The following is a 23,822-nucleotide window of genomic DNA, read 5'->3' as shown; positions in this document are numbered from 1 at the left end:
GATTCGCCCGCAGCCAATGCCCGCGAGATCTCCTCGCGCTCAGCGAGAGTCAGTGCCAATCGTGATCGATGGCGCGCTGGCGGGCGGATTCCGCCGGTTGCGGCCAGGATGTTCTGAATGGAGGTATGTGGCCGATCGAACAGCTTGCCGATCTGGTGCAGGGTATCGCCCTTGCTCCAGCGATCCCACATCATCGCCTTCTGTGCTTCGGTGTAGTAGATCCGAGGTCGTTGCTTCATGGCCAGCACTCCTTGCGCCAGGTGCAGTCATTGTGTTGCATCGACCGGTTGAATTCACAATCCGGATCAGTCCTAGCGCATTGCGTTCCTGCAGCGAGACTTCAGACGCTTTGAGCGGTTTTTTTGTCGCTTCCGGATTTTCGGAGCCATGGCGGCGCTGAAAAACAGGAGTTATCTGGTTGTTGTAACCAAGACCTTGGAATGCATTGCAAATTCAGCAGGCTTGCCGTGTTTTGTGTCTGGGCGTTCCATGCCAGGGCGCCAGGCGGATTACCAGGAGGTTGGCAGCCTGAGCTGCAGCATCTCCAGGAAGGACTGCGCCGCATGCGGCAGCGTACGGCCGGCCAGGGTCTGCACCTCGATGTCGCGCAGGTCCATGCCCCGGTCGCTGAGCGCCACGGCCACCAGTGCGCCTGTGGCCACCATGTGGCGCGCGGCGATCTCGCTGGCCACGGCCACGGCGGCGCCCTGGGCTGCAAAGTTCAGCAGGGTCTTGCCGTGGTTGCTCTCCATCACCGGCATCAGCATCAGGCCCTGGCGGCTGCAGGCGGCGTCCAGCAGCTGGCGCACGGCCGTGTCGGCCGGCGTGAGCGCCAGCGGATGGCGCACCAGCTGGGCCAGCGACAGGCGCCGCGCCTGCGCCAGCGCATGGCCGGGGGCGACCAGGGCCACCAGCGGCGCGGCCACGCGGCAGGCCACGGCAATGCCTTTTTCGGGCGCGCGGCTGAAGCACAGGCCGATGTCGGCCGTGCCGCTGCGCACGGCCTCGGGCACGGCGGGCGTGGGCAGTACCATGACCTCGAAGACGATACCGGCGTGCTCGCGCTGGAAGGCCGCGCACAGGCGCGGCAGGAACTCGTTGGCAAAGGCGTCTGAACTGGCGATGCGCACGCGGCCGCTGCGCAGTCCCTGCAGGGCCTCGATCTCGCCCAGCGCGCGCTCGGCATCCAGGCCGGCGCGGCGCACATGGTCGGCCAGGATCTCCCCGGCCGCATTGAGCACCATGCCGCGCGGGTGGCGTTCGAACAGCGGCGTGCCCAGCAGCCCCTCCAGCGCCGCGATCTGGCGGCTGATGGCCGAGGCCGCCACATGCAGCCGCGCCGACGCTTCGGTCAGCGATCCGCATTGCGCCACTTCATGGAAGTAGCGCAGCGCGGTGTCCTGCAGGAGAAGGTGGCGGGCGTCGGGCATGTCGCCCCGATTGTCATCAATTTGCCGCAGAGGCAACGCAGGTTTGCAAATTTGCTGATGGCGGCAAAGGGGCGAGGGTTCTACGATGGCCTGTTGCGGCGTTGCAGGGAGCAGCGGCTGCAGCTGTCCAACCCTCTGACCAGGAGTGTGCCCATGAAGGCATTGCCCAGCGTTTTACTTCCACGCCGCACCCTCGTGGCTGCGGCCTGTGCCCTGGCTGGCGCCATGGCCCTGCCCGCCGTGGCCCAGGGCCAGGCGTCCTGGCCCTCGCACCCGGTGCGGCTGGTCGTGCCCTTTCCGGCCAGCGGCGCCACCGACCTCGTGGCGCGCGTGGTGGCGCAGCGCATGTCCCAGGACCTGGGCCAGCAACTGGTCATCGACAACCGCCCCGGCGCGGGCGGCACCATCGGCACGGGCGAGGCGGCCAAGGCCTCGCCGGACGGCTACACGCTGCTGTTCACCACCAGCAGCACGCATGCCATCTCGCCACACCTGATGACCCGTCTGGCCTACAAGGCCGACAAGGATTTCACGCCGATTGCCGAGATCGGCGGGGCGGCCAGTATCCTGCTGGTCACGCCTTCTCTGCCCGCGCGCAGCGTCAAGGAACTGGTCGCCTACGCCAAGGCCCATCCGGGCGCCCTCAACTACGCCAGCAGCGGCAACGGGACCATCGTCCACCTGAACGCGGCGGCCTTCGCGGCGCGCGCGGGCCTGCAACTGACCCATGTGCCCTACAAGGGCACGGCGCAGTCCATCACCGACCTGTCCGCAGGCCAGGTGCACCTGCTGTTCGACTCCATTCCTACCGGCATGCCCCATGTGGCCAGCGGCCGCCTGCGCGCGCTGGCCGTGACCGGCGACAAGCGCAGCGCGCTGGCACCCGACCTGCCCACGGTGGCCGAGTCCGGCCTGCCTGGCTATTCTTCGGTCACCTGGTTCGGCGTCTATGGCCCGGCCGGCATGAAGCCCGAGCTGGTGGCGCGGATCAATCAGGCCTTCAACAAGGCCATCCAGAATCCCGAGGTGGTGGCCAGCCTGGCCAGGCAGGGCGTGGAAGCCGCATCGCCGCGCACGCCCGAGCAGTTCGCCGCCATGGTGCAGGCCGACAGCGCGCGCTGGGCGCAGGTCATCAAAGACAACAAAATCACATTGGATTGAGTGAAGCACCCCCTGAGCGGCTTTGCCGCTTCCCCCTCTCCTGCGGGAGGGGGACGACGCCCTTGCTGCGGGGTGGCGCGGCCGGCGTAGGCCCTTGCTTGGCGTCCCTGAGCTGGGCCGTGCCTGCGGTTCCTCAAGCTATCGGTGGCGCGTTGGCGCTATGGAAATTGATATGACAAGCACTGTTACGGACTGGACACTTCCCTACGCCTCGCACCGCTCTTCGGTGCTGGGCCGCAACATGGTCTCCACCTCGCAGCCGCTGGCCGCGCAGGCCGGCCTGTCCATGCTGCTGGCCGGCGGCAATGCGGTGGATGCGGCCATTGCCACGGCCATGGCGCTGACCGTGGTCGAGCCCACGGGCTGCGGCCTGGGCAGCGATGCCTTCTGCATCCTGTGGGATGGCAAGGAGCTGCACGGCCTCAATGCCTCGGGCCGCTCGCCCGAAGCCTGGACGCCCGAGTACTTCGCCGCGCTGGGCGGCATTCCCGAGAAGGGCTGGAACGCTGTCACCGTGCCCGGTGCCGTCTCGGCCTGGGTGGAGCTGTCGCGCCGCTTCGGCAAGCTGCCGTTCGAGCAACTGGCCCAGCCCGCCATCCGCTATGCGCGCGACGGCTTTGCGGTCTCGCCCACCATCGCCACGCTGTGGGCGCTGGGCGGCGCCAAGCTCGGTGACCAGCCCGGTTTTGCCGAATGCTTCCTGCCCGATGGCAAGGCCCCCAAGGCGGGCGAGGTCTTCCGCAGCGAAGCCCATGCGCGCACGCTGGAGGAGATCGCCGCCACCAAGGGCGAATCCTTCTACCGTGGCGCACTGGCGCGCTCGATGGCCGAGCACGCCAAGGCCTGCGGCGGCGCCATGACCGAGGCCGACCTGGCCGCCCACCAGGCCGACTGGGTCGGCACGGTGTCGCAGACCTTTGGCGATTCGGTGATCCACGAGATCCCGCCCAATGGCCAGGGCATTGCCGCGCTGATGGCGCTGGGCATGCTGGACGCATTGGGCGTGGGCGCCGAGCCGCTGGACGGCGTGGAGTCCGTGCACCTGCAGGTCGAGGCCATGAAGCTGGCCCTGGCCGACCTGCACGAATACAACGCCGACGGCGACCACATGCGCGTCGAATCCGCCCATCTGCTGGACGCCGGCTACCTGCGCGAACGCGCGGCGCTCATTGACCGCGAGCGCGCCAGCGCGCCCACCTACGGCGCACCGCGCCCGGGCGGCACGGTCTACCTGGCGGCGGCCGATGCCAGCGGCATGATGGTCTCGTTCATCCAGTCCAACTACATGGGCTTCGGCTCGGGCGTGGTCGTGCCGGGCACCGGCATCAGCCTGCAAAACCGCGGCCACGGCTTCACCACGCAAGCCGGCCATGCCAACGAGGTCGCGCCGCGCAAGCGCCCCTCGCACACCATCATCCCGGCCTTTGCGATGAACGCCGACGGCACGCCCCAGATGGCCTTCGGCGTGATGGGCGGCCCCATGCAGAGCCAGGGCCACCTGCAGATGGCCCTGCGCGTGCTGCGCTACGGCCAGAACCCCCAGGCCGCCGCCGACGCACCGCGCTGGCGCGTGACGGGCGGCAAGGGCGTGGCCGTGGAGCCGGCCTTCGATGCCGAGGTCGCCGCCGCCCTGCGCGCACGCGGCCATGAGGTCACGGTGGAGGAAGGCCATGGCGTCTTCGCCTTCGGCGGCGCGCAGCTGGTGCTGCGCGACGGCGACCACTACATCGGCGGATCGGACCCGCGCAAGGACGGGGGCGTGGTGGCGTTCTGAGCCCGCGAAAGCCCCAAGGCCTGCCGCGCAGATCGAGTTCGCTTTAGAGTCATGGCATCGAAATCTTGATGCCATGGTGCGAACGGAGGTGGATGCAATGACGGCCAGAGATGATGAATCGGCGCTGCTATCGCGCTGCTCCTTCGTCGCCCGGGAGCGTGCGCAGCCCGCCCAGGACCAGCGCGAAGCCAACGTGTTTCGCCTGGCCGCCATGATCGTCCGTTCGCGATTCCCCCAGGAATCTGCGAGCCTGATGCAGGCCAGCGAGCGATATTTCGCCTTGCATCCAGAAGAAAGACTGCCATCGGAAGATGTGGTCAGGCGGGGTTGGGTTCTGAGCCTGCCCCGTCTGCGCGACATGCTCAGCCTTCGGCTGCGTGGGCACTGAGGCCATGTCCATGCTCCCGATTTTTCATACCCATACGGCGCTGGCAGAAGGCCTGCGGGAGCTGTTCAAGCAGTTGGAGCAGCGGCTTGCGCTGGGCCGCCCCTTGAATGTCTATCTGGCTGGCGGCATGGCCGTTCACCTCTACACAGCAGACCGCGTCACTACCGATGTGGATGCGGAATTCGGCGGGCGCGTCCATCTGCCGAACGACCTGATGGTCGAGGTGATGCTGGAGGACGGCACCCCGCAGGTGGTCTACCTCGACACCAACTACAACTCCAGCTTTGCGCTGATGCATGAGGACTATCTGGATGACGCCATCCCTATCGACCTCGGTGTGGACCAGATTCGCGTGCATGTCCTCTCTCCCGTGGATCTTGCCGTAAGCAAGATTGCCCGGTTCGCCGACAACGACAAAGAGGACATCGCGGCCCTGGTTCGGCTCGGGCTGACCAGTGCCGATGCCATAGAGCAGCGCGCAACAAGCGCCTTGGCCGGCTACATCGGCGGACAAGCCATGCTGAAGCTGAATTTGCGGGACGCTGTGGCATTGGCGCGTCGAGAGGAGGGCGGTCGCTCCGGCACCCCCTGAAAGGCCTGGCTGCCGCAACCGTGTTCGCTCCCCCGCTCACCCCCAGCGCAACACCCAATCCGCTCGCCCCCGCGTTGCCGCAATGCGGCGCGCATTGGGCTCGTCCACCTGCGCCACCCAGTCGCGTGCGGCCTGGGGGCTGCGGCCGTGGAGTTCGTGGCGGCGGGTCAGGCGTTCGATGCGAAGGCGGTCGTCCATGTCCACGTACCAGACCTCGTCCAGCAGCGCGTGCACGGCATGCCAGTGTGTGCCCGGCGCATCCTGTTCCTCCATCAGCAGGTAGTTGCCTTCGGTGATGACCAGGGGCACGCCGGGCGCGATGGCGATGGCGCCTGCAATGGGCTCCTCGATGGCGCGCCGGAATTCGGGGGCGTAGACCGTTTCACCGGCCACGGGCGCGCGCAGGCGGCGCAGCAGGGCCATGTATCCGGCCGAGTCGAAGGTGTCGGGTGCGCCCTTGCGCTGCGCGCGGCCCAGGCGCTGCAGCGCGGACTGCGCCAGGTGGAAGCCGTCCATGGGTACGGCCGCCGCCAGTGGGCCCAGCGCCTGCAGCAGGGCGGCGCAGACCGTGCTCTTGCCTGCGCCGGGCGGGCCCGCCAGGCCCAGCAGGCGTCGGGGGCCGGAGCGTGCCAGCGCAAATGCACGCGCCAGGGCTTCGGGCGGCAGGATGGCCGTCATGCGCGTGCCTGCTGCGCGCTGGCCAGCCCGTCTGCCATGAAGCCGCGTGCGTGCAGGGCCAGGTCCATGCCGTCTTCCCACATCGGGCGCCAGATGGCCAGCGCGTTCGACAGCTGCTCGTTGACGATGGCCGACGAGAAGCTCTCGAAGGTGACGGTGCCCTGGTAGCCGATCTGCGCGAGGGCACCGAAGAACTGCGCGAAGTCGATGTGGCCCGCGCCCAGGTAGCCGCGGTGGTTCTCGCCGATGTGCACATAGCCCAGCCGCTGTCCGCAGGCCAGCACGGGCGCGGCGAGGTCGGCTTCCTCGATGTTCATGTGGTAGGTGTCCAGGTGCACGCAGACATGGGGCTGGCCGACTTCGTCGATGAACTCCAGCGCCTGCGCGGCCGTGTTCAGCAGATTGCTTTCGTAGCGGTTGACCACCTCCAGGCCCAGCGTGACGCCGCGCTCGCCCGCGAAGTCGGCAATGCGCCGCACGGCCTCGATCGCGTTGCGCCGGCCCCGTGGCGTGCAGGGGTGGCCGTATTTCGCCATGGCGCCGTAGAGGATGCCGCCGAAATAGCGTCCGCCCAGGCGCGCCGTGATGTCCACGCCCTCTTGCAGCAGCGCCAGGCCGCGCGCGACCACGGCGGGGTCTTCGCTGGAGACATCGGCCTCGAAGGTCAGGCCCCGCGAGCAGCCCACGCCCAGGCCATGCTCCTGCAGCAGATCTCGCGTGAGTGCCAGGTCCATGAGCCGGGGGCCGTGCAGGGACAGCTCGACCAGGTCGTAACCGGCCTGGCGCGTCTGCTCGATCACATGGCGGGTGGAGGCCGGCGACAGGTCGCCGGCCCAGACAAGGGCGTGGATGCCGAGGGGGTTCATAGGGGCTCCGGTTGGACGCTGCGAGAGCGTGAAGGGGAGGGTCCGGCGGGTGCCCGGGCAGGGCCCCGCCAGCGCGCCAGCAGGTGGCGCGCGGCCACGGCGGCGATCATGGTGGCGCCCCACAGGGCCTGCGTGAGCTGGGCATTGGCGCCCAGCAGGTTCACCCCGCTGGACAGCACCTGCAGGATGAGCAGGGCGACGAACAGCCCCGACACCCGGCCAAAGCCGCCCATGGGATCGGTGCCGCCCAGGATGGCCGCAAGCACCGTGACCAGCAGGTAGGACTGGGCGTAGCCCGCACTGGCCGAGTTGAAGCGCGCCATCATCAGCACGGCCGCGATCCAGCACAGCAGCGTGGACAGGGTGTAGACGCCGATCAGCACGCGGCGCGTGTCGATGCCCGCATGGCGCGTGGCCTCGGCATTGGAGCCGACCATGCGGATGGCCAGCCCGTGGCGCGTGCTGCCCAGGTACAGGCCCACCAGCAGGCACACGGCCGCGAAGATCCAGAACGGCAGCGGCAGGCCCAGCCACTGGGCGGAGCCCAGGGCCTGGAAGGCCTCGGGAAAGCCTGCAATGGGCTTGCCGCGCGTGAGCCAGACGCACAGGCCGTTGATCAGCGACATGGTGCCCAGCGTGACGAGGATGGGATGGGCGTTGACGCGCGCCACCAGCCAGCCGCTGGCCAGGCCCACCAGCAGGCTGGCGAGGGCGCCCACGGTCAGTGCCACGGCGATGAGCAGGCCCTCATGGCCCGACAGGTCCAGGCCCAGCGCCGACAGGCCTCCCACCAGCACCCAGGCCATGGCCAGGCCCGCCATGTTGGCGCTGGCGACCACGGCCAGGTTGATGCCGCCACTGACCAGCGGCAGCATCTGCGCCAGTGCCAGCAGGCCCAGTTCCGGGATTTGCAGCAGCACCGATTGCAGCGTGCCCAGGGTGGCGAAGCTGCCGGGCAGCAGCAGCGTGAACACGGCGCACAGCAGCGCCAGCAGCGCGATCAGGCCCAGCGGCGCGCCAGGGCTGCGGTTCATGGCGCGGCCCCCGCCAAGGGCGCTGCAGGAGTGGCGTCAGCGCTGCGCTGCTGGTTGCGTCGCTGCGTGCGCCGCAGTCCCGTTGCGGCGGCGCAGGCCAGCACCACGGCGCCCAGCAGCACCTGAAAGAAATACGGCGACACGCCCAGCAGGTTCAGCCCGTTGCGCAGCACGGCCAGCAGCAGCACGCCCATCAGCACGCCGCCCACGCTGCCCGTGCCGCCGAACAGGCTGGCGCCGCCCAGCACGGCGGCTGCGAGCACGAACAGCTCCGTGCCGACCAGGGCGTTGGGCACCGACTCGCCCACGCGGTGCGCCTGCACCAGGCCTGCGATGGCCGCCATCATGCCGAGCCAGCCATAGGCCACGCCCTGGATGGCGCCCAGCCCGATGCCCATGCGGTGCGCGGCCTCGGGGTTGCCGCCGAAGGCGTACAGGCGCCGCCCCAGCGCGCTGCGGCCCAGCAGCAGCGCCGTCAGCACGGCGGCTGCGCCGGCCACGGCGATGGGCAGGGTCAGGCGCACGGGGTCTGCGCCTTCGGCGCTTGCGAAGCGGGCCAGCACCACGGAGTCGCTCCACCACGACGGCAGGTCGTAGATGGACCGGCCGCCGGTGCCATGCATCAGCAGCGCGAAGTACAGGTTCAGCGTGGAGATGGTGATGATGATGGAGGTGGCGCGCAGGCGGTGGATGAGCAGGGCGTTGAATGCACCCAGCGCCAGTCCCGTGGCCAGGCCCAGCGCGATGCTGGCCGCCGGTGCCCAGCCCAGGCGTGTGGCCACGAGGGCCGCAAGGTACTGCGCCACCGTGGCCGTGGCGGCAAAGGAGATGTCGATGCCGCCCGCGACCAGTACCACCAGCAGGCCCACGGCCATGATGGCGGTGACCGATGCGCCCTCGGCCAGGTCCATCCAGTTGCCCAGCGTCCAGAAGCCCGGCGCCAGGGCGCCGAACAGCAGGGCCATGGCGGCAATGGCCAGGCCGAGCCGGGCCACGGGGTGGTGCAGCAGCGCGTGTGCGTGTTCAGGCATGGACGGCCTCCTCGATCTGGCTTTCGGAGTGCACCCCCGGCACGAACTCGCCGGCCATGCGCCCGCCGCGCATGTGCAGCACGCGGTCGCAGTGGGCATGGACCTCGGCCACCTCGTCCGAGATGACGATCACCGCCATGCCCTGTGCGGCGAGCCCGTGCACGATCTCGAAGATGCCCTGCCGATTGCCGATGTCCACGCCCACGGTGGGCGAGTCGAGGATCAGCAGGCGTGGCACGGTCGCCAGCCAGCGGGCCAGCACCACGCGCTGGGCATTGCCGCCGGACAGCTGGTGCACGGGTGCGTCCAGCGCGGGCAGGCGCATGTGCAGGCGGTCGCGCCACTGGGCTGCAGTGGCGACGCGGCGGCTGGCGGGCAGCCAGCCCAGCGGGCCGGACAGGCGCGGCAGCATGGCCAGTACCAGGTTGTCCTGCACGGACTGGCGCAGGTTCAGGCCGAGGGACTGGCGGTCCTCGGGCACATAGGCAATGCCCGCCGCCATGGCGTCGCGGTTGCTGCGCAGCACCAGCGTGCGGCCGCCCAGGCGGATGCTGCCGCGGTCGGGCCGGCGCATGCCGAACAGGCCCAGGGCCAGCTCGGTGCGGCCCGCGCCCAGCAGCCCGGTCAGGCCCAGGATCTCGCCCTCGCGCACGTCGAAGCTCACGTCCTCGTAGTCGCCGTCGCGGCCCAGGCCGCGCACTTCCAGCAGCGCGGGCGCGGCGGACATGTCGCGCGCATGCAGGCGCTCCTCCACTTCCTGCCCGGTCATCAGCGCGGCCAGTTGCCGGCCCGACAACTGTTCGGCGGGCCAGGTGCCCAGCTTGCGCCCGTCGCGCAGCACGGTGACGCGGTCGGCGATCTCCATGACCTCGTCCAGCTTGTGGCTCACGAAGACGATGGCCATGCCATCGGCCTGGAGCCGGCGCACCACGGCCAGCAGCGCATCGACCTCGGCGCGCGTGAGCGAGGCCGTGGGCTCGTCCATGAACAGCAGCCTGGCCCGGGCCGCCATGCCCCGGCAGATGGCCACGAGCTGGCGGCCCGCAATGGGCAGGTCGCCCACCCGCGCATCCAGCGGCAGCGCAATGCCCAGGCGCCGCATCACGGCCTGGGCCGCCTCGCGCTGGCGCCTGCGGCGCACGGGCGTCCACCAGCGGCCCATGGCCTGGTCGAAGGCAATGTTCTCGGCCACGCTCAGGTTGGGAAACAGCGACAGGTCCTGGTAGATCACCTGGATGCCCAGGGACTTGGCCAGCGCCGGGTCCAGCCGCTGCACGGGCTGTCCGCCGATGTCGATGCGCGCGCCCGGCTGCGGCGCGTGCACGCCGCTGAGCACCTTGATCGCCGTGCTCTTGCCGCTGCCGTTGCTGCCCATCAGGCAGTGCACCTCGCCGGGCATCACGTCCCAGTCCAGCGCATGCAGCGCGGTGGCCTCGCCAAAGCGCACGGTGACCGCCTGCATGCGGACCAGCGCCGTTGTGGTGGCATCCATGGCAGCGCGCGGCTCACAGGCCCAGGCCGACCAGCCGGTCTATGGTCTGCCGGTTGATCGGCTCCAGCTTCTGGCCCTGGATGTTGCGGCGCTCGCGGTCCACCTGGACCGTGCCCAGGCCCGGTATCTCCATGCCGTCCGTGGGCTCGCGGCCGTCGATCAGCATCTTGCCCACATGCACGATCACCTCGCCGGCCAGCGCGGGGTTCCAGATGAAGCCTTCGCGGATCACGCCGTCGCGCACCAGCTTGGCGCCCTGGCCCGGCGAGAACGAGCCCACCACGGCAATGCGCTCGGCTTTGCGCGCATCGGCCACCGCGCGGCCCGCGCCAATGGGACCCTGGCTGCCGAAGGCCAGGAAGCCCTTGAGGTCGGGATGGGCGCGCATCAGGTCCTGGGCGCTGCGGTAGGAGTCGTCCAGGCTCTCGGCCACGCCGAAGCGCTCGGACACCAGCTGCATCTTCGGCCACTGTTTTTTCTGATGGGCGATGGCCGCATCGGCCCAGGCGTTGTGCAGCGGCACGGTCAGCGAGCCCACGAAGACCACGTACTTGCCCTCGCCACCCATGGCCTTGCCCAGGCTGTCCATGTGGCGCTCGCCAAAGCCCGCGACGCTGCTCAGCTCGATGTTCCAGTCGGCGCCCTTCTGGTCGGGCGACTCGTGCGTGAGCACCTTGATGCCCGCGCTGCGCGCACGCCGGAACACGGGCTCCAGTGCCCTGGCATCGTTGGGCACCACGGCGATGACCTTGCTGCGGCGCGCGATCAGGTCCTCGACCGCGCGCACCTGCTGGGCCGCATCGGCCTCGGTGGGTCCGACCATGCCGCTGGAGATGCCCAGCTCGCGGCCCGCCTTGCGGATGCCGGCCTCCATGGCGTTGAACCACGGAATGCCCCCGACCTTGGCCACCACCGACACATCCTCGGCACCGGCCGCGCCTGCCAGCGCAGCCAGGGTGCAGGCCAACAGTGCCCTCGAGAACCGGCTGAATCCATGGAACATGGCGCTCCTCCCTCTGTTTTGCACAATCGATTGCGCAAACTATAGACAGATGGACTTCCATTGCCGATGCGGGATTTCCCGGGCCGCTGCTGCGTGCCGGCTCCGGCCCGCCCGAATCGCTGCCGCAGCGGCTACGATGGCCGCCGAGCGCTCCCGTCCCAACCCCTGCAGAGCACCGTGAACCGCCCCCGAACCTCCACCATCTACGACCTGGCCGAACTGGCCGGCACCTCGGCCTCGACGGTCAGCGCCATCCTCAACGGCAGCTGGCAGTCGCGGCGCATCAGCGAGGAGACCGCGCGCCGCGTGCAGCAGCTCGCCCAGGAACACAGCTTTGCCGTGAACCGCCAGGCCAGCGGCCTGCGCCGTCAGCGCTCGGGGCTGATCGGCATGGTGATTCCCACGCACGAGGACCGCTTCTTCGGCGCGCTGTCCCAGGCCTTCGAGCGCATGGCCCACGCGCGGGGCCTGTGCCCGCTGGTGGTCAGCACGCTGCGCGACGGCGCGCTGGAGGTGGAGACCGTGCGCTCGCTGATCGCCTTTCGCGTGGAGCACCTCATCGTCACGGGCGCCACCCGGCCCGACGCCATCAGCGCCGAATGCCGCCAGGCCGGCGTGCGCCATGTCAACGTGGATCTGCCCGGGAAAAAGGCGCCCTCCGTCACCAGCGACAACCGCTGGGGTGCGGCCGAACTCACGCGCCTGCTGCTGGCGCGCTCCAGGCCCCCGGCAGGTGCGCCGCAGGACGCCATCTGCTTTCTGGGCGGCGTCCGCAAGGAGTACGCCACCGAGCAGCGCCTGGCCGGCTTTCGCGAAGCCCTGGCGCCCCACACGCCGGTGGCGGACGAGCACATACTCTGCTGCGGCTACGACCCCGAAACGGCCCGCCTTGCCATGGCAGCGCTCTACCAGCGCCTGGGCGGCCTGCCGCGCGCCCTGCTGTTCTCATCGGGCATCACGCTGCAAGGCGCCATCCGCTTCCTGCGTGGACTGCCCGATGCGGAACTGGCGCAATGCAGCTTTGGCAGCTACGACTGGGACCCCTATGCCGAATGCCTGCGCTTTCCGGTGCACATGGTGCGCCAGAACGTCGAAGGCCTGATGGCCGAGGCCTTCCGCGCCATCGACGGCGAAGGCCTGCGCGCGGGGCAGGTGGTGCAGGTGCGGCCGCAGTTGGTGGAGTGGGGGATTTTGAGTCCCCCGCCATAGGTTCAGGGCTTTTGCCTGCTCAGTGCACGATCGCAGCGCTTGCAGGGTCTGCAGGGACAAGCTTGCTGAAGTGGATCACGTCGCTGACGATGCTTCTGAAGACTTGCTGGGTGTTTTTGGCGGCCTGTTTGTCGAATCTGTCATCGATCACGACCACGATGTTTTCGCCGTCATTGGTTTGCCGGTTGGTGATGTCCACCAGCTTGTAGAGGGCGGGAGCCGCAGACTGCTGCGTTGGCTTGACGGCCAGATACCCAGAGCCTTCCATCTTGAAGTCCAACTCATGCCGCTTGCCCGAGCTTCCAAGGTATTCGGGCCTAAGTTGCAGCTCCTTGCCGGGGTACCTTTGGAGCAGGGCTTGTGCTACCTCCGTGGCAAAGGCCGATCCATCGGCGTCCACGCCCTGGTGCTCCATCTCCCAATGGGTGATGGCTACAAGGCAGGAGATGTACCGTGCAAAGGCGTCGGCGGACGACGAGTCCGTTGACAGGATCTCTATGACGCCCTTGGCATTGAGTGAGGCCCCGTGTTTGCTCGCCAGGTTGCTGAGGAACCTCAGCTTGTGCCCTGACGAGAAATTCATCCCTCTGCCAATGAAGTGCAGGACGGTCTGGCCATCGTCGAAAAACCGATGTACGTCGTTGTCGAAACTCTGCACATACACAGGCACGGGGTCGCCATCGGCAAAACAGAAGGGCGTGTTGATCCTTGCAAGCGTGCCTTGCTCGTTGATGGGCTGGCACGCAAACCCGGTCAGGTTGAGAAGGTTCTGGCAGATCATGGTTGGAGCCTCAGCTGTTCTGGATCCTCAAGTGCGGGCCTGAATTCGATGTTGGTGCGTTGACAGAAAAATGCGAAAACATCATGGAAAGTCCGCCATGACTTCCACTCTGGAACAGGGTTTCGTGCATCTCCCAGATGCTCATGCGCCTGATCGTGCCAATTGTCGGGGTTGTAGCTTTTCGTCGTGATCTGCAATTGGTAAACCCTTGCCTTGGGCTGCTTCTTCATGTGACGGAACACACTCATCTTCAGGGTGATGAGCCCAGTATCCGAAGAGCGATAGAAGTTCAACTGGACCACAAGGCCTGTCCCCTTGCCGCTGTCCGTTACCAAGCCCTGTTCAAAGTTGAACGCTCCCTGTGGCTTGTCCAGTAACTTCCAATCGTCGGCCTCGGCGTCGTCGCAATAGTGACGTTCTGACAGTATCTGGCGAGCCTCCGCCTCGTCAAGACTATCCACCCTCTCCTCCTTTCATGTTGTTTGTGCAGGAGTTGCCGACAGCCAGCGCAGTGGCGCTGCTCACCTCCTGCCCTTGGTCACAACCGCGCTCGCCCTTTGATTCTGGAGTGCGCCGACCTTGACGCATGTTGTATCGCATCAACGCGATCAAGGGTATTGCGTCTGGATCCATTGGCCTTCATCGCCCTGCACCCACCAACCCCGGCATCACCGTGAAATCCACCTGCGCCTGCGCCAGTTGCTGCATGGCCGGGATCAGGGCGCGGGCGTCGCCGCGCCGCCATTGGAAGGCGTAGTGCAGGGGAGCGAGGGCGGCCTTGGGATGGGCGCCCCCGACGGCGCGCAGGCCCAGGGCGGCGATCCAGCCGGTGGGCAGGAAGCCCACGCCCAGGCCGGCGCGCAGCATGCCGGCCACGGCGCCCCAGCTGTTGCACAGGATGCGCTCGCGCACGCTGGCGCCCTGGGCCAGCAGCCAGTCGTCCAGCAGGCGTGTGGTGCCGGCCTGCGGGGGCAGGGTGACCAGCGCATGGCGCTGCAGCAGGGCCGTGGCGCCCAGGCGGCCCGCGCCTGCCAGGCCGGGGGCCACGGCCCAGGCAAAGCGTGCGGCGCCCACGGGGCGGGACAGCAGGCTGCTGCGCGAGGAGCGGCCCGCGATGACGGCAAAGTCCAGCTCGCCGTCGTCCAGGCGCTGCTCCAGCACGCCGCCCACATCCACATGGGGCTCCAGCACCAGTTGCGGATGGGCCTGGCGCGCGGCGGCCACGAAGGCCGGCAGCCAGGTCAGCGCCGACAGGTCGCCCACGCCGAAGCGGCAATGCCCGGCCAGCGCCTCGCGCGTGTCCAGGGCCTGGCCCAGTGCGGCCATGGCGTTGAGCACCTCCAGCGCGGCGGGCAGCAGGCGCTGGCCGGCATCGGTGAGCACGGCGCGGTGGCCGCTGCGGTCGAACAGCGGCTGGCCCAGCGCGGACTCCAGTTCCGTGATGCGCTTGGACAGCGAGGACACGGACAGGTGCACGCGCTGCGCGGCCGTGGCGAAGTTGCTGCAGGTGGCGGCCCACCAGAAGGCTTCGAGCTGCTTGACCGAGGGTGTGGACATGGGCTTGTCATTGGCAAAAAGCGAACAAGTGCATTCTAAATAATCCACTTTCATTCAATGGATGCGCGGCCTACAGTGGCGCCGGTTCCTGAACATTCCGAGGTCCGCACCATGGCCGCCATCGCTTCCTCCTCTGCCTCTGCCTCCACGCCTTCGGCACCCGCCCTGCCAGCGCCGCGCGCCCCGGCCGTGCTGCGCCGCATGCTGTCGCTGCATGATTTCGAGGAGGCCGCGCGCCGCAGGCTGCCCCGGCCCATCTTCGGCTACATCGCCGGGGCGGCAGAGGACAACGCCTCGCTGCGCGACAACCGCGAGGTGTTCGGCGAATGGGGCCTGACCACGCGCGTGCTGGCCGATGTGTCGCAGCGCTCGCAGGCCGTGGAGCTGTTCGGCGAGCGCTATGCCAGCCCCTTCGGCATTGCGCCCATGGGCATCAATGCGCTGTCCACCTACCGGGGCGACCTGGTGCTGGCGCGCGCGGCCCAGCGCGCGGGCATTGTGTCGGTGATGAGCGGCACCTCGCTGATCCCCATGGAGGAGGTGGCGCGCGAGAGCCCGGCCACCTGGTTCCAGGCCTATATCCCCGGGGACCAGGCCCGCATCGACGCGCTGATCGACCGCGTGGAGCGCGCAGGCTTTCGCACCCTGGTGGTGACGGTGGACATACCGATCTCCGCCAACCGCGAGAACAACATCCGCACCGGCTTTTCCACGCCGCTCAAGCCCAGCCTGCGCCTGGCCTGGGACGGCATGGTGCGCCCGGGCTGGGTGGCCGGCACCTTCCTGCGCACGCTGCTGCGCCACGGCATGCCGCATTTCGAGAACTCCTTTGCCACGCGCGGCGCGCCCATCATGTCGTCCAGCGTGATGCGCGATTTTTCGGCACGCGACCACCTGAGCTGGCACCACATCGAGGCCATCCGCCGCCGCTGGAAGGGGCCGCTGGTCATCAAGGGCGTGCTCAGCGTGGAGGACGCGCTGCAGGCCCGGCGCGTGGGGGCCGACGGCATCGTGCTGTCCAACCATGGCGGGCGGCAGCTCGACGGCGCGGTGTCGGCCATGCGCATTCTTGAGGACGTGGTGGCGGCCCTGGGGCCGGACTATCCCGTGCTGATCGACGGGGGCTTTCGGCGCGGCTCCGATGTGCTCAAGGCCGTGGCGCTGGGCGCGCGCATGGTGCTGGTGGGCCGGCCCTTCAACTACGCCGCCGCCGTGGGCGGCGAGGCCGGCGTGCTGCACGCCATCGGCCTGCTGCGCGACGAGGTGGACCGCAACCTGGCCATGCTGGGCGCCTCCTCCTGCGGCGCGCTGGACCGCTCGCACATCGTGCGCCGCGCATCGGCCTGACAGAAACCTCCACCGTCCGTTCAAAACACAGCCATTCCCAGGAGACATCCCATGAACCACTTCACTTCACGCCGCAGCCTGTGCGCCCTGCTGCTGGCCGCAGGCGCCGCACCGGGCGCCATGGCGGCCGATGCCGGCGCCTATCCCACGCGCCCGGTGCGCCTGATCGTGCCGTTTGCGGCCGGCGGCACCACCGACATCGTGGCGCGCGCGATTGCGCCGCGCATGGCCGAGGCCCTGGGCCAGCCGCTGGTGGTGGACAACAAGGGCGGCGGCGGAGGCGCCATCGGCGCGCACGAGGCCGCGCGTGCCCAGCCCGACGGCTACACGCTGGGCGTGGCCACCGTGTCCACCACGGCCACCAATGCGGCCATCAACCCGCGCCTGCCCTACAACCCGCTCACCGATTTCACGCCCATCACCAACATTGCGGCCACGCCCAATGTGCTGGCCGTGCATCCGGGCTTCAAGGCGCAGAGCTTTGCGGCCTTCGTGGACGAGGTGAAGAAGAACCCCGGCAAGCATGCCTACGGCACGGCGGGCACGGGCTCCATAGGCCACATGCTGATGGAGCTGATGTCCAGCCGCTCGGGGCTGTCGCTCACGCATGTGCCCTACCGGGGCTCGGGCCCGGCGCTCAACGATGCGGTGGCGGGCCAGGTGCCCATCGTCTTCGACAACCTGCCCTCGGCCCTGCCCTTCATCAAGGCGGGCCGGCTCACCGCGCTGGCGGTGGCCGCGCCCGAGCGCCTGGCCCAGCTGCCCCAGGTGCCCACCTTCAAGGAGCTGGGGCTGGAGCCTGTCAACCGCAGCGCCTTCTACGGCATCTACGGCCCCAAGGGGCTGTCGCCCGAGATCGTGGCGCGCCTGCATGCGGCCGCCCAGCGCGCGCTGGCCAGCCCCGAGGTGCGCCGCCAGATCGAGGACACGGGCTCGCGCGTGATCGGCAACCGCCCCGAGGAGTTCGCGCGCGAGATCGCGGCCGAGAACGCCCTGTACCGCAAGATCGCCACGGAGCGGCGCATCGTGGCGGATTGAGGGGCAGCCGGCGAAAGGGAGGATAGGGGCTGCGAAAGAATTTTCGCCAACGCTGTCACAACGCGCACGCCCCGCGCGTCTTGAAGGTATGGGCCAGCCATTCCGGCCGGCTGCTACATCCCTCAAGGAGTGTTTTCCATGACCGCTTCGTCTTCCGCTGCCACCGGCGCCCGTCCTCTTGCCGCCCCCACGCCGCGCCTGAACTTCCAGGCCGTGGCCCCCGAGCTGTACAAGGCCCAGGCCGGCATCAACGCGCTGCTGCACGAGTCCAGCCTGGGCATCCAGCTGCTGGAGCTGGTGTTCCTGCGCGTCTCGCAGATCAACGGCTGCGCCTTCTGCGTGGACATGCACACGCGCGAACTGCTGTCCCGGGGCGAGGACCTGCAGCGCATCAACAGCATCGTCACCTGGCCCGAGGTGGATTTCTACGACGGGCGCGAGCGCGCCGCCCTGAACTGGGCCGAGCGCTGCACGCGCCTGAGCCAGGCCCATCCCGAGCAGCAGGACTTCGAGGCGCTGCGCGCGCATTTCAGCGAGCGCGAGATGGTGGAGCTGACCTATGCCATCGGCAGCATCAATGTCTGGAACCGCCTGTGCGCGGGCTTTGCAGCCCCCGTGGTACGCAAGCCGATCAAGCTCTGAACGTGCGCAAGCCGCTCACTCCGCCGTGAGCTTTCGCTCCTTGACCAGCCTGCCCCACTGCTCGTACTCCTTCTTCATGAAGGCCGCGAACTCGGCGCGCGTGGTGGGCTGGGGGGTGAGGCCGTGCTTGTTCAGCGCGTCCTTGACGCCGGGGTCATTGAGTACCTTGACGATCTCGGTGTTCCAGCGGTCCAGCATCGGCTTGGGCGTCTTGCCCGGTGCCACGAAGGCATACCAGTTCAGTGCCTCGAAGCCGGAATAGCCGGCTTCGGCCACCGTGGGGATGTCGGGCATGTACGCCGGGCGCGTGAGGCCCGTGGTGGCCAGCGGGATCAGCTTGCCGGCCTCGATGTGGGGCAGGGCCGTGGGCGGCGCTGCGAAGTAGCTGGTCACGCGCTCACCCAGCAGGTCCTGCAGCGCGGGCGCGCCGCCCTTGTAGGGCACGTGCACCATGTCGATGCCCGCGCGCTGGTTGAACAGCTCGCCTGCCAGGTGGGAGGCCGAGCCCGCGCCCGTCGAGGCGTAGTCCACCGTGCCCGGGTTCTTCCTGGCCTTGGCCACGAACTCGGCCAGGGTCTTCACGCCCGCGCCCTTGTGCACCACCAGCACGTTGGGAAAGTTCACGCCGCCCGAGATGGGCGCCAGGTCCTTGAAGGGGTCGTAGGGCAGCTTCATCAGGTGCGGCGCAATGGTCAGTGGCCCCACCGAGCCGAACAGCAGCACCGAGCCGTCGGCCGCCGCATTGGCCACCTGCTGGTGGGCGATGTTGCCGCCCGCGCCGCCCTTGTTCTCCACCACCACGCTCTGGCCGATGTTCTCGCCCAGCTTCTTGGCGATCAGGCGCGCGGCCGCATCGGCAGCGCCGCCGGCGGCGAAGCCCACGACCAGGGACACGGGCTTCTTGGGAGGAAAGTCCTGGGCCTGCGCACTGGCGGCCAGTGCGAGCAGGGAGGCGGCCAGGGCGCTGGCGTGCAGGAAGTTGCGCTTGTTCATCATGGGGTTGTCTCCGTCATTGGCTGGGAATCGGGGCGGATGCGGCTAGTCGGCGCCCAGCCCGATGGGGCTGGGCTGGCGCTTTTCGGTGTTGTGGCGCAGCAGGGACGCCGTGCGGAACACGCCGTGCGCGAACTTGCCGTAGGGCAGGGTGGCGAACAGGGCGATCACCGCGCCCAGGTGCAGGCACAGCAGCAGGGCCAGGGCCGGCGTGCCGCGGCCCAGCCACAGCGCCATGCCGCTGGCCGCGACCAGGAACAGCAGGGCGATGAAGCCCAGGTCCATGGGTTTCTGGCGCGCGTCGCCATGCAGCGGGTGGCGCCTGCGGTTCAGGCGCCACAGGCCTGCGGTGCCCAGCATGAGGCTGGTGCCGCCCACGGCGCCCAGCAGCTTGGGCAGGCTGGGGAATTCGTAGGGCGCGGCCCAGCCGAACACGTAGTGGTAGACCGTGGCCAGCGCCGTGGCCGCAAAGCACAGCATGAATCCGTAGAAGGTCAGGTGGTGAAAACGCCTGCGGCTCAGGGTGTAGGCATCGTCGTCGTTGTGGCAGCCCTCGCCGTGGCCGCCGTCCAGGTATTTGAGGCGCAGCACGTCGTGCGCAGCCTCGGCCGCCGCCGGCGTGCCCACGTCCACGCCGCCGGTGGCGGGCTTGACGTCCTTCCAGAAGCGGCGCACGCCCATGGCCAGCGCCAGCACCACGAACAGGAACACGGGCGCGAAGATGCCCACCAGCAGGTTGTGCGGGAACAGGTTGTAGAAGTTGGCGCCCAGGTCGGCGCCCCACAGCCGGCCCGGGCCGCCCTGCAGGGCCACGGCCAGCACCAGGAACAGCGACAGGCCTGCGGCCAGGGCCAGCGACAGCGTGAGCCCGTTCCTCTGGTACAGGCGCCCCAGGGCGGGCGGCCAGGCGTAGTCGGCATAGGTCTGGCCGCGCACCTCGGCCATGGCCTTGGGGATGTTGATGGCGAACTCGTGCGGCGGCGCGTACTGGCAGGCATGCAGGCAGGCGCCGCAGTTGTGGCACAGGTTGGCCAGGTAGTGCACATCGGCCTTGCCGAACTCCAGGCGCCGCGTCATGGCCGGGAAGACTGCGCAAAAGCCTTCGCAGTAGCGGCAGGCGTTGCAGATCTGCAGGGCGCGCGCCACCTCGCCTTCGGCGGCCGTTTCGGTGGAGACCGGCAGGATGGGGATGACCCGGCCTGCGGCCAGGTCCTGGGCTTCTTGGGCCAGGGCGCTAATTGTGTTTTGCATATGTGTCGTCCATGGGGTTGGCTTGCCGCCCGCAGCGCTTGAAGTAGGCCTGCTCCTGACCAGGGACAGCGAGCAAGGGCCGCCCCGCAGCGAGGCTGTCGTCCCCCTTGGGGGATGGCGCGCAGCGACTCAGGGGGGTCTTCATCTCACTGCGCCGCGCACGGCAGGTTGTCCGGCGGCGGCCAGGGCCGCGTTGCGGCCCGCGATGCGGCCGAAGGCCGTGCCGATGGACATGCCCACGCCGGCCGTATAGCCCTTGCCCAGCACGTTGCCGGCCATCATTTCGCCGGCCACGAACAGGCTGGTGCTGGGCTGGCCGGCAAAGCGCACGGCCGCCGTGTCGTCGGTCTCCAGGCCCAGGTAGGTGAAGGTCACGCCGGGGCGCAGCTGGTAGCCGTAGAAGGGCGCCGTGTCGATGGGGCGGGCCCAGTGGGTCTTGGCGGGGGCCAGGCCCTCGGTATGGCAGTCGTCCAGCGCCGTGTGGTCGAAGTGGCCGACGCGGCAGGCGCCGTTGTAGGCATCCAGGGTCTGCATGAAGCGGTCCTCGTCCAGGCCCAGCTTGCGTGCCAGCTCGGGCAGGGAGTCGGCGCGCACGCCCGGGAAGACCGGCGGCATGAAGCGGCCTATGGCCTTGGCGTCGATGACGGACCAGGCGGTCTGGCCCGGCTGCTGGGCCACCAGGCGGCCCCAGATGGCATAGCGCTTGGGCCAGAAGTCCTCGCCCTCGTCATAGAAGCGCTCGGCCTCGCGGTTGACCACCACGCCCAGCGAGACGCAGTCGATGCGCGTGCAGATGCCGCCGTCGTACAGCGGCGCGCGCGCGTCGATGGCCACCATGTGGGCCTGGGTGGGGTCGCCGATGCGGTCGGCGCCATGGTCTTCGAGCAGGTGGCGCAGCAGCACGCCGCGGTTGAAGGCCGTGCCGCGGATCAGGAAGTTGTCGGACGGCCATTCGCCGCGCGCGTTCTGCCCCCAGGCCTCGCGCAGCCACTCGCGGTTGGACTCGAAGCCGCCCGCCGCCAGCACGCAGGTCTTTGCGGTGATGCGCTGCGCGCCCACCCAGGCGGCCTTGAACTCGCCGCCCTCGATCTCCAGCCGGTCCACGGGCGACGCGTAGCGCACCTGCACGCCCAGCCGTTCGGCGCTGCGGTAGTAGGCATTGACCAGGGCCTTGCCGCCGCCCATGAAGAAGGCATTGGTGCGCGCCACGTGCAAAGCGCCCGACAGCGGCGGCTGGAAATGCACGCCGTGGCGGCGCATCCAGTCGCGGCAGGTGGAGGAGGCGCGGATCACCATGCGCGCCAGGTGCTCGTTGGTGATGCCGCCCGTGACCTTGAGCAGGTCCTGCCAGAACTCCTCTTCGGGGTAGGCCTCGACCAGCACGTCCTGGGGCGCGTCGTGCATGCAGCGCAGGTTGCGCGTGTGGCCGGAATTGCCGCCGCGCCAGTCGCGCGGCGCCGCCTCCAGCAGCAGCACGCTGCGGCCTGCCTCGCGCGCCATCAGGGCCGCGCACAGGGCGGCATTGCCGCCGCCTATGACCAGGACATCGGGGTCCATGGAGTTCTCCTTGCATTCGCCATCGTGGGGATTGCGAATGTAGGGAGAACGCAGCGCGGCGGGCAGGGGCCCGCCGGCATGGGGGTATCAGTCTTCGTGATGGATGAGGGCCGTGCCGGCCCAGGCGCCGCCGCGCAGCAGCTGGCGCACGCAGTCGATCAGCACCACGCGCGCGGCCAGGGCGGCGGGCGACAGCTCATCCTCGGACAGGCTGCACAGCAGGTTGGTGCGCAGGGCATCTTTGTCCGTGATACGCGACCACTCGAAGCGCTGCGCGGCATCGGCATAGCGGCCCATGGAGGCCCAGGGCTGCACCGTGCTGCCCAGGCCCGCATCCACGGCCGCCATGACCATGGACAGCGAGTCCACCTCCAGCACCAGATGCGGCGTGAAGCGCGCCTGCGAGAAGGCCGTGTCCAGCGTGCTGCGCAGGCCGTGCAGGCCCGTGGGCAGGATCAGCGATTCGCCGGCCAGGTCGGCCAGCGCCATCTGCGGCGGCAGCGGCTCGGGGTGGTGGCCGCGCGCGCGGATCAGGAACAGTTCTTCCTCGATCAGCGGGTGCACCTGCCAGCGCCGCCCGCCTGCGCGGGCCTGACCGCCGTGCAGGCGGGCGTCGAACAGCACGGCCATGTCCAGCGCGCGCGCATTGAGCATGTCGGTCAGGTGGCCGGACATGCCTTCCACCATGTGCAGGCGCACATCGGGGTAGCGCGCGCGCATGGCCTGCATCATGGGCAGGCCCAGCATGGCCGAGGTGGTGGGCGCCAGGCCCACGCTGACCGAGCCCGACAGCCGCGCCTGCTGCGCGCTGCGCACGGCCTGCTCGGCATGGCGCAGCGTGAGCTGGGCCTCGCGGAAGAAGGCCACGCCCGCCTCGGTGGGCACCACACCGCGCGGCGTGCGCTGCAGCAGCCGGGTGGACAGCTCGCTTTCCAGACGGCTGACCTGCTGGCTCAGCGCGGACTGGACCATGTCCAGGTCCAGGGCGGCGCGGCTCATGGAGCCGAGTTCGACGATGCGGACGAAGTAGCGGAGTTGTCTCAGTTCCATGGGGGCGGCGCTTGTGGTGTGCAGCGCCGATTGTCGGTGCAGACCGGGGCTTGGCCTCAGATGCCGCGCGGCAGCAGGGCCGCCAGGGCCTCGCCTATCGAGCGCGCAATCAGCTTCTGGCGCTCGCCGGGCATGCGCTCCAGCGTGGAGGCCACGCTGACGGCGGCCACGGGCTCGCCTTCGGCATTGCGCACCGCCATGCCCACGGCCAGCACGCCGCGCGTGGCGTGGTTGCCGATGACGGACCAGCCGCGCTGGCGCGTGGCCTTCACCAGCAGGGCCATGCGCTCGGGCGTCATGCCGCCGTACTGCTCCAGCACGGGCGCGTTGGCCGCCATCGCGGCCTGCACCTCGGCATCGGGCAGGGCGGCCAGCAGGGCCAGGCCCGCCGCTCCCACGCCCAGCGGCTGGCGCGTACCCACCTGGATCACCAGGATCTGCACCGGATGCGTGCCCACATGGCGGGCGATGCAGTGCGATGCCGCGCCTTCGCGCACGATGGCAAAGGCCGCGTCCGCGCAGCCCGCGCTCACGCGCTCCAGCACGGGCTGCAGCCGCACGGCCATGTTGGGCTGGCCCGCGCTGGCGGCCGTGGCCGCCAGCCGGTGGCCGGCCGCATAGGCGAAGCGCCCCCTGTGCGCCACATAGCCGCTGTCCACCAGGGTGGACAGCAGGCGGTACACCGTGGCGCGCTCCAGCCCCGTGGCGCGGCACAGGTCAGCGACGCGCAGGCCCTCGCGGCCAGCGGCCAGCACGGCGTCCAGCACCTGCAGGCCACGGCGCAGGGTGCGGCTGCCGGCATCGTCGGCGGAGACTGGAATGTCCGCTGGCCGGACGTTTGGATTGGTGCTGCGCGAAGGCATGGAAAAGAATTTCCCGGTGATTGCAGGCAGGGCAGAAAAGGGCCTGCGTGCAGCGCGCAGTGTGCCGCAGGCCGTCGAAAGCCCA

General features: G+C 69.3%; 23 protein-coding genes and 1 pseudogene. 8 read left to right on the top strand and 16 right to left on the bottom strand.

Features of this window, described 5'->3' with window-relative positions; translation table 11 throughout:
• A pseudogene (locus HFGMBDPB_RS08925) lies at positions 1-239 on the bottom strand (IS30 family transposase); the annotation flags it as partial.
• Positions 240-509: 270 nt separating this feature from the next.
• Entirely contained in the window at positions 510-1,430 is a 921-nt protein-coding gene (locus HFGMBDPB_RS08920) for a LysR family transcriptional regulator (protein WP_026062511.1), read from the bottom strand.
• A gap of 153 nt (positions 1,431-1,583) precedes the next feature.
• Here HFGMBDPB_RS08920 and HFGMBDPB_RS08915 point away from each other — a divergent pair, with 153 nt between their 5' ends.
• The 4 genes from HFGMBDPB_RS08915 (at position 1,584) to HFGMBDPB_RS08900 (ending at position 5,345) form a co-directional block, all read left to right on the top strand.
• On the top strand, positions 1,584-2,591 hold the full coding sequence (locus tag HFGMBDPB_RS08915; RefSeq protein ID WP_074923583.1) for a Bug family tripartite tricarboxylate transporter substrate binding protein: 1,008 nt from the start codon (positions 1,584-1,586) through the stop codon (positions 2,589-2,591).
• Positions 2,592-2,763: 172 nt separating this feature from the next.
• Entirely contained in the window at positions 2,764-4,365 is a 1,602-nt protein-coding gene (locus tag HFGMBDPB_RS08910; RefSeq protein ID WP_212645238.1) for a gamma-glutamyltransferase family protein, read from the top strand.
• Between the two features lie 97 nt (positions 4,366-4,462).
• Positions 4,463-4,753, top strand: a complete 291-nt coding sequence (locus HFGMBDPB_RS08905) for a hypothetical protein (RefSeq protein WP_034366457.1) — start codon at positions 4,463-4,465, stop codon at positions 4,751-4,753.
• A gap of 10 nt (positions 4,754-4,763) precedes the next feature.
• Positions 4,764-5,345 (top strand): DUF6036 family nucleotidyltransferase, encoded by a 582-nt coding sequence (locus HFGMBDPB_RS08900; protein ID WP_233174748.1) that lies wholly within the window; start codon positions 4,764-4,766, stop codon positions 5,343-5,345.
• 36 nt (positions 5,346-5,381) lie between these two features.
• On the opposite strand, the gene HFGMBDPB_RS08895 is transcribed toward HFGMBDPB_RS08900, so the two are convergent.
• From HFGMBDPB_RS08895 to HFGMBDPB_RS08870, 6 genes are read right to left on the bottom strand one after another with little or no spacing between them, the layout of a single operon-like run.
• Positions 5,382-6,023, bottom strand: a complete 642-nt coding sequence (locus HFGMBDPB_RS08895) for a nucleoside/nucleotide kinase family protein (protein WP_046241811.1) — start codon at positions 6,021-6,023, stop codon at positions 5,382-5,384.
• Positions 6,020-6,889 carry a sugar phosphate isomerase/epimerase family protein gene (locus HFGMBDPB_RS08890; protein WP_017405890.1) on the bottom strand — a complete coding sequence of 290 codons (870 nt, stop codon included), beginning with the start codon at positions 6,887-6,889 and terminating at the stop codon, positions 6,020-6,022. Before HFGMBDPB_RS08890 ends, HFGMBDPB_RS08895 begins: the two co-directional genes overlap by 4 nt.
• Complete coding sequence (locus tag HFGMBDPB_RS08885) at positions 6,886-7,923, bottom strand: ABC transporter permease (RefSeq protein ID WP_046241813.1); 1,038 nt, start codon at positions 7,921-7,923, stop codon at positions 6,886-6,888. The genes HFGMBDPB_RS08890 and HFGMBDPB_RS08885 overlap by 4 nt, the downstream gene beginning before the upstream one ends.
• On the bottom strand, positions 7,920-8,954 hold the full coding sequence (locus HFGMBDPB_RS08880) for an ABC transporter permease (RefSeq protein WP_070080737.1): 1,035 nt from the start codon (positions 8,952-8,954) through the stop codon (positions 7,920-7,922). The genes HFGMBDPB_RS08885 and HFGMBDPB_RS08880 overlap by 4 nt, the downstream gene beginning before the upstream one ends.
• Entirely contained in the window at positions 8,947-10,446 is a 1,500-nt protein-coding gene (locus tag HFGMBDPB_RS08875) for a sugar ABC transporter ATP-binding protein (RefSeq protein WP_212645237.1), read from the bottom strand. Before HFGMBDPB_RS08875 ends, HFGMBDPB_RS08880 begins: the two co-directional genes overlap by 8 nt.
• Positions 10,447-10,459: 13 nt before the next feature.
• Positions 10,460-11,449, bottom strand: coding sequence for a substrate-binding domain-containing protein (locus HFGMBDPB_RS08870; protein ID WP_046241304.1), 990 nt, complete (start codon positions 11,447-11,449; stop codon positions 10,460-10,462).
• 177 nt (positions 11,450-11,626) lie between these two features.
• Here HFGMBDPB_RS08870 and HFGMBDPB_RS08865 point away from each other — a divergent pair, with 177 nt between their 5' ends.
• A complete protein-coding gene (locus HFGMBDPB_RS08865) occupies positions 11,627-12,658 on the top strand; it encodes a LacI family DNA-binding transcriptional regulator (RefSeq protein WP_046241305.1) in 1,032 nt (343 codons plus the stop codon).
• Positions 12,659-12,677: 19 nt separating this feature from the next.
• Here HFGMBDPB_RS08865 and HFGMBDPB_RS08860 read toward each other — a convergent pair whose 3' ends face one another.
• From HFGMBDPB_RS08860 to HFGMBDPB_RS08850, 3 genes are all read right to left on the bottom strand, one after another.
• Positions 12,678-13,439 carry a DUF1828 domain-containing protein gene (locus HFGMBDPB_RS08860; RefSeq protein ID WP_034366420.1) on the bottom strand — a complete coding sequence of 254 codons (762 nt, stop codon included), beginning with the start codon at positions 13,437-13,439 and terminating at the stop codon, positions 12,678-12,680.
• Positions 13,436-13,900 (bottom strand): hypothetical protein, encoded by a 465-nt coding sequence (locus HFGMBDPB_RS08855; protein ID WP_016454004.1) that lies wholly within the window; start codon positions 13,898-13,900, stop codon positions 13,436-13,438. The genes HFGMBDPB_RS08860 and HFGMBDPB_RS08855 overlap by 4 nt, the downstream gene beginning before the upstream one ends.
• Before the next feature lie 178 nt (positions 13,901-14,078).
• Positions 14,079-14,996: a LysR family transcriptional regulator gene (locus HFGMBDPB_RS08850; protein WP_013804650.1), complete on the bottom strand. Its 918-nt coding sequence runs from the start codon at positions 14,994-14,996 to the stop codon at positions 14,079-14,081.
• A gap of 111 nt (positions 14,997-15,107) precedes the next feature.
• Here HFGMBDPB_RS08850 and HFGMBDPB_RS08845 point away from each other — a divergent pair, with 111 nt between their 5' ends.
• The 3 genes from HFGMBDPB_RS08845 (at position 15,108) to HFGMBDPB_RS08835 (ending at position 18,023) form a co-directional block, all read left to right on the top strand.
• On the top strand, positions 15,108-16,343 hold the full coding sequence (locus HFGMBDPB_RS08845) for an alpha-hydroxy acid oxidase (RefSeq protein ID WP_016454005.1): 1,236 nt from the start codon (positions 15,108-15,110) through the stop codon (positions 16,341-16,343).
• Between the two features lie 51 nt (positions 16,344-16,394).
• Positions 16,395-17,381, top strand: coding sequence for a tripartite tricarboxylate transporter substrate binding protein BugE (locus HFGMBDPB_RS08840; protein WP_061289031.1), 987 nt, complete (start codon positions 16,395-16,397; stop codon positions 17,379-17,381).
• Positions 17,382-17,519: 138 nt separating this feature from the next.
• Positions 17,520-18,023 (top strand): carboxymuconolactone decarboxylase family protein, encoded by a 504-nt coding sequence (locus HFGMBDPB_RS08835; RefSeq protein ID WP_034366461.1) that lies wholly within the window; start codon positions 17,520-17,522, stop codon positions 18,021-18,023.
• Between the two features lie 15 nt (positions 18,024-18,038).
• Here the strand turns inward: HFGMBDPB_RS08835 and HFGMBDPB_RS08830 are convergent, their stop codons facing one another.
• The 5 genes from HFGMBDPB_RS08830 to HFGMBDPB_RS08810 form a co-directional block, all read right to left on the bottom strand.
• Positions 18,039-19,019, bottom strand: a complete 981-nt coding sequence (locus HFGMBDPB_RS08830; protein ID WP_212645235.1) for a Bug family tripartite tricarboxylate transporter substrate binding protein — start codon at positions 19,017-19,019, stop codon at positions 18,039-18,041.
• Positions 19,020-19,061: 42 nt separating this feature from the next.
• The gene (gene tcuB / locus HFGMBDPB_RS08825; protein ID WP_212645234.1) at positions 19,062-20,267 is read right to left on the bottom strand and encodes a tricarballylate utilization 4Fe-4S protein TcuB; all 1,206 of its coding nucleotides are present in this window, start codon (positions 20,265-20,267) and stop codon (positions 19,062-19,064) included.
• Between the two features lie 141 nt (positions 20,268-20,408).
• The gene (gene tcuA / locus HFGMBDPB_RS08820; RefSeq protein WP_212645233.1) at positions 20,409-21,824 is read right to left on the bottom strand and encodes an FAD-dependent tricarballylate dehydrogenase TcuA; all 1,416 of its coding nucleotides are present in this window, start codon (positions 21,822-21,824) and stop codon (positions 20,409-20,411) included.
• Positions 21,825-21,911: 87 nt separating this feature from the next.
• The gene (locus HFGMBDPB_RS08815) at positions 21,912-22,874 is read right to left on the bottom strand and encodes a LysR substrate-binding domain-containing protein (RefSeq protein WP_012202727.1); all 963 of its coding nucleotides are present in this window, start codon (positions 22,872-22,874) and stop codon (positions 21,912-21,914) included.
• Positions 22,875-22,930: 56 nt separating this feature from the next.
• Entirely contained in the window at positions 22,931-23,737 is an 807-nt protein-coding gene (locus HFGMBDPB_RS08810; protein WP_016449568.1) for an IclR family transcriptional regulator, read from the bottom strand.
• Positions 23,738-23,822: the final 85 nt, after the last annotated feature.

It is taken from the genome of Delftia sp. PE138 (assembly GCF_018320755.1).
Lineage (GTDB): Bacteria > Pseudomonadota > Gammaproteobacteria > Burkholderiales > Burkholderiaceae_C > Comamonas > Comamonas tsuruhatensis.
This window is presented reverse-complemented; position numbering and strand designations above follow the sequence as displayed.